Source organism: Rugamonas sp. GW822-FHT03B10, from assembly GCF_058801745.1.
Genome location: NZ_JBXANP010000023.1, coordinates 1 through 5,425, shown reverse-complemented (window position 1 = coordinate 5,425; position 5,425 = coordinate 1). Strand labels below are relative to the sequence as shown.

The window sequence follows — 5,425 nt, the reverse complement described above, 5'->3', positions numbered from 1 at the left end:
GGCTGTAGCTCAGCTGGATAGAGTACTTGGCTACGAACCAAGGGGTCGTGGGTTCGATTCCTGCCAGCCGCACCAGAACATCGGTAGTAGAGGGCCTGAAGGTGCAAACCTTCGGGCCCTTTTGCTATGCGCGCGCGGCGCGCGCTACTGCACCAGCGTCAGGCGTGGATTGTCCGGCTCGGGACGCCAGTGCGGCGCGCTGTGGAATTGCCGCACCAGCTGCGCGAACGCGTCCGCCGGCAGCGGGCGGCTGACGATGTAACCCTGGATCACGTCGCAGCCGTTGTCGCGCAGGAACGCGAGCTGGGCCTCGTTCTCCACCCCTTCGGCGATCACGCGCAGCTTGAGGTTGTGGGCCAGCGCGATGACGGCGCGGCAGATGGCGATGTCGTCCTCGTCCTGCGGCAAGCCGTCGACGAACGACTTGTCGAGCTTCAAGGCGTCGATGGGGAAGCGCTTGAGGTAGCTGAGCGACGAATAGCCGGTGCCGAAGTCGTCCACGTCGATATGGATCACGCCCTTGGCGCGGATCTGCATCAGCATCTCGACGGCGTACTGGGCGTCATGCATCAGCATGCTCTCGGTCACTTCCAGATCCAGAAAGCGCGGATCGAGTCCCGTCTCGTCGAGAATGGCGCCGATGGTGCTCGACAGGTTGTTGCGCTGCAACTGGCGGCCCGACAGGTTGACGGCCACGTTCAACGGCGGCATGCCGGCCTGCTGCCATTGCCGGATCTGGCGGCACACGGTCCTCAGCACCCATTCGCCGACCAGTTCGATCTGCCCGGTCTCCTCCAGAATGGGGATGAATTCGGCCGGCGGGACCAGTCCCCGTTCCGGATGTATCCAGCGCAGCAATGCTTCGGCGCCGATGATGTCGCCGCTCTTCAAATCCAGCTTCGGTTGATAATAGACGACGAACTCCTCGCGCTCCTGGGCCCGGCGCAGCCCGCTCTCCGTTTCCAGCCGCCCCACGGCCAGCGTGTTCATTTCCGGCATGAAGAAACGGTAGCCGTTGCCGCCTTCATGCTTGACCCGGTACATGGCCGTGTCGGCATTCTTGAGCAGTTGCTCGCTGTTGGTGCTGTCGCCCGGATAGATGGTGATGCCGATGCTGGGCGTGACGAAGGTTTCCTGGCCACCCAGGATGATGGCCGGCGCCAGCGCTTCGACGATCTTGCCGGCCACCATGGCCGCGTCCTCCGGTTTGTTGATGTGTTCCAGGATCACCGTGAACTCATCGCCGCCCAGACGGGCCACCGTGTCCTCGGCCCGCACACAGCGCTGCAGGCGGGTCGCGACCTCACGCAGCAAGAGGTCGCCGGCGTCGTGGCCCAGCGTGTCGTTGATGGTCTTGAAGCGGTCCAGGTCCAGGAACATGATGGCGACCAGCCCCTTGTGGCGTTCGACCCGCGCCAGCGCCTGGCCGAGGCGGTCGCGGAACAGGTCGCGGTTGGGCAGCAGCGTCAGCGTGTCGAAATGGGCCAGCACCTGCAGCCGCAATTCCGCCTGGCGCCGTTCGATGGCGATGCCGGTCAGGTGGGCGGCCACCCAGATCAATTCCCGGTCGTGGCGCGGCTGGTCGTCCGGCTTGCGGTAGTGGGCCACGATCACGCCCAGCAACTGGCGGCTGGACGACAGGATGGAGACCGCGAAGCAGGCCCGCAAGTCCTGGTCGGCCAGCAATTCCCGGTAACGGCGCCAGGCGGAGTTGGTGTCGATGCCCTCGATCACGCCGCTGAACTCGTCCGACAAGCCATGCTCCTGCTTGCCGCCTTCGCCCGCGGCGTCGGCGAAGATATCGTTCAGCGCCCCCTGTCCCTGGCGGACGATGGTGTCCGTCACGGCGCGCGGCAGGCTGGGGCCGGTGGCGTACAGCAGGTCGCCGGCGTGGTCGCTTTCGCGGAACAGGATGGCGCAGAACATTTGTCCCGACAGCATTTCCACGTGGCGTCCCAGCACCCCCAGGGCCGCCTGCAGCGAGTTGCCGCACACCACCATCTCGAGCACCTCTTTTTCCGCCGCCAGCAGCGACTCGGCCCGTTTGCGTTCGCTGATGTCGCGGAAGCTCGACACGCGCCCGGCCACGCTGCCGTCCACATACTGGGGCCGCGAATTCCACTCGAACAGGCGGCCGTCGCGCAATTCCAGGATGGCGCCCTGGTTGTCGCCGATGTGCCGGGTCAAATCCTTTTGCAGCGCCAGGAACGCCTGCGGCTCGCGCAGCTGGTCGGCCAGCATCTCCAGCATGTCGATCGCGGCCACGCCGGTGATGGTGGACTTGGGCATGTTCCACAGGTCGAAGAAGCGCTGGTTGGCGACGATGGGGCGGCCATGCACGTCGGTGACGAAGATGCCGTCGGCCGTCGATTCGAGCGTGGCGGAGAAGATCGACAGCGACTTGGCCAGCCGCTCCTCGGTCGACTTGCGCACGGCCACCTCCTGCAAGGCCAGATGGAAGGCGCGCATGGGCACGCTCTTGAGCGCGGCGTAGGCGAGCAGGCCGAGCAGCAGCCCGGGCGCCAGCATGAACAGCGTCATGGTGGCCAGCGGCAGCAGCGAGTGGTGCAGTTCGAGCTGCCAGCGCGCGCCATCGGCGCGCTCGAGCGTCGCGGTCCTGGTCAGGCGGGGCAGGCCGGGCTCGGACGTCTTCTGGGCCAGCAGGTGCCGGTGCGCGTCGAGCAGGCGGATGGCGGTGTCGTCGCCGAGCCAGGCCACGGCGTTGATGATGGCCTGCGGCGAACGCGCCCCGGCGTGCTGGGCCGGCTGCCCGTCGGTGTAGTCGCGGGCGCCGAGCTGGAGCGCCACGTTCAGCGGCGCCACTTCGCTCTGGTAGCCGACCACGAAGAACACGAGCGGCACCAGCAAGGCGACGAGCGCGCCGCCGGTCCGGGCGAGGCGGGTGATGACGCCGGGCAGTTCGGGCGACGATTCCTGCAGTGGTGCGGCGGAGCCGGTGGACATGGTCGATACGGGAAGCAAGAGAGTTGACACAAGATGCGCGCCCAGGCGCGCACCGGCGAAACAATCCTTTGGTTCAAGTACTACCCAGCGCGTGGTCGCTGCGGCCGCCGCGTTGTTGCCAATTAAAGCACACTCTGCTTTCTAAATTCGCCGATTGTTGCAATGCGACATCATTGATTTTCAATATGCAACATCGCGCAACGACTGCGACCGGCTATCGCCTTGGGGGCGCCGCGCATGGCGGCGGGCGAGCGGTAGGTCCGTGCTATTCCACATTCTAGTTGGCAATTTCGCCAGAATCGCCGATGATTTGGAGCATCATTGATCCGGAGAACATTTATGACCATCGTCACCTGCATCGAGGATTTGCGCGTGCTGGCGCAAAAGCGCGTGCCGCGCATGTTCTACGACTACGCCGACGCCGGTTCCTGGACGGAATCGACCTATCGGGCCAACAGCAGCGATTTCGCGGCGATCAAATTCCGGCAGCGGGTGGCCGTCAACCTGGAAAACCGCACGCTGCAAAGCACCATGGTCGGGCAGCCGGTGGCCATGCCGGTGGCGCTCGCGCCCACGGGGCTGACCGGCATGCAGCACGCGGACGGCGAAATCCTCGCCGCGCGCGCGGCCGAGCGCTTCGGCGTGCCGTTCACGCTGTCGACCATGAGCATCTGCTCGATCGAAGACATCGCCGCCCACACCACCAAGCCGTTCTGGTTCCAGTTGTACGTGATGAAGGACCGCGAGTTCATCAACCGCCTGATCGACCGCGCCAAGGCCGCGCGCTGCTCGGCGCTGGTGCTGACGCTGGATTTGCAGGTGCTGGGCCAGCGCCACAAGGACTTGCGCAACGGCCTGTCGGCGCCGCCCAAGCTGACGCTGGCCAACATCGTCAACATGGCCACCAAGCCGCGCTGGTGTCTGGGCATGGCGGGCACGCGCCGGCGCAGCTTCGGCAACATCGTCGGCCACGCCTCGTCGGTGTCGGACATGTCGTCGCTGTCGGCGTGGACCAACCAGCAGTTCGACCTGAGCCTGTCGTGGAAGGATGTCGAGTGGATCAAGCAGCGCTGGGGCGGCAAGCTGATCATCAAAGGCATCATGGATGCGGAAGACGCGCGGCTGGCGGTCGAGAGCGGCGCCGACGCGCTGATCGTCTCCAACCACGGTGGACGCCAGCTCGACGGCGCGCAATCGTCGATCGGCGCGCTGCCGGCCATAGTGGAAGCGGTGGGCAAGCGGATCGAAGTGCACATGGACGGCGGCATCCGCTCCGGCCAGGACGTGATCAAGGCGCTGGCGCTGGGCGCGCGCGGGGTCTACATCGGCCGCCCGTTCCTGTACGGGCTGGGCGCGATGGGCGAGCAGGGCGTCACCAAGTGCCTGGAGATCATCCGCAACGAGCTCGATTTGACGATGGCGTTTTGCGGGCTGCGCGATGTGCAGCAGGTGGACCAGAACATATTGCTGCCCGGATCGTTTTAAGCTGTGAACGGCCAAGGTGGTCAGCTTGAGAATGATAAACGCCGCTCTGATCGCCATATCAGTCCTGATCGCCTCGTCGGCGGTCGCCCAAGGACTAAAGACGGATGCCCTGAACCCGCAAAATTTAAATCAATTCACTGCATCCGACGGCGCATTCTTCGTCCATTCAAGTCAACGGAGAAGTCCCGCGATATTGAATCCGGACGCAGGTGCAGGTTCTAAGGGCAGAGACATCGTGGTGATCAACCCACGAGTGCCCGACAATGCGTTCGTCGTCGCAATCGGACGAGCTTGGAAGCGGGGATTTGTCGACGAGGGTGTCGAGGAGACCAGGAATGTGCTGCTGGAATGTCAACGTGAGACTTCCGTGGTGTTGACTACGCCGCTCATGCGCAGTGACGCGCAGCAGGCGCATTGCTTCAGATTCTAGGCTGTATTTCACGCCTGCAATTCAATGTGAGCGTGTTCGGGCAGTGGCTGCCATCCGACGTTACAAAGTGCGCATTTTGGCAATGTTGCGTATAGTATAGTGTCCTGATGGCAACCATTTTATTTTTGTATGACATTCCAGACCCGACGTGGACAATCACTCGCAATCTTAAGAAACACCGGGATGTGGCGCTGTAATTATGAGCCGCCGGATTTGCGCATCCTTTGGCGTATCGGTGTTGAGATTTCACCGCCTCACCCTTTTTTGCGATGACTGAGAGAGAATGGATGATTCCGTCTAACGCATCAGGGAAACTATTCATATGCAAGTCCGGACAGTTGCGAGCGATGATTTTAGTCGCAGCGATGGCGATATTGGCTTTACCAGTCTATTTGCTTGTCGGCCTTATCACAATTCCCCTTGGATTAGGATTGCTTATGCTCAGCGATTCCAGTCCATGGATCTTGAATCGGCTCTATGCCGTTTCGTGTGGAATTTGACGTCAGGCGACATGCCGTGTAACGCCGAAATCGCGTGGCACGGCAG

Annotated in this window: 4 protein-coding genes; 3 read left to right on the top strand and 1 reads right to left on the bottom strand. The window is 63.2% G+C overall.

What is annotated here, in order from left to right; all coding sequences use genetic code 11:
• Positions 1 to 144: 144 nt before the first annotated feature.
• A complete protein-coding gene (locus tag AC1RQG_RS24590) occupies positions 145 to 2,964 on the bottom strand; it encodes a sensor domain-containing protein (RefSeq protein WP_493135504.1) in 2,820 nt (939 codons plus the stop codon).
• A 339-nt stretch (positions 2,965 to 3,303) separates the two neighbouring features.
• Here AC1RQG_RS24590 and AC1RQG_RS24585 point away from each other — a divergent pair, with 339 nt between their 5' ends.
• From AC1RQG_RS24585 to AC1RQG_RS24575, 3 genes are all read left to right on the top strand, one after another.
• Positions 3,304 to 4,449 (top strand): alpha-hydroxy acid oxidase, encoded by a 1,146-nt coding sequence (locus AC1RQG_RS24585; RefSeq protein ID WP_493135503.1) that lies wholly within the window; start codon positions 3,304 to 3,306, stop codon positions 4,447 to 4,449.
• Positions 4,450 to 4,480: 31 nt separating this feature from the next.
• On the top strand, positions 4,481 to 4,879 hold the full coding sequence (locus AC1RQG_RS24580; protein WP_493135501.1) for a hypothetical protein: 399 nt from the start codon (positions 4,481 to 4,483) through the stop codon (positions 4,877 to 4,879).
• 129 nt (positions 4,880 to 5,008) lie between these two features.
• Positions 5,009 to 5,152: a DUF6404 family protein gene (locus AC1RQG_RS24575; RefSeq protein ID WP_493135499.1), complete on the top strand. Its 144-nt coding sequence runs from the start codon at positions 5,009 to 5,011 to the stop codon at positions 5,150 to 5,152.
• Positions 5,153 to 5,425: the final 273 nt, after the last annotated feature.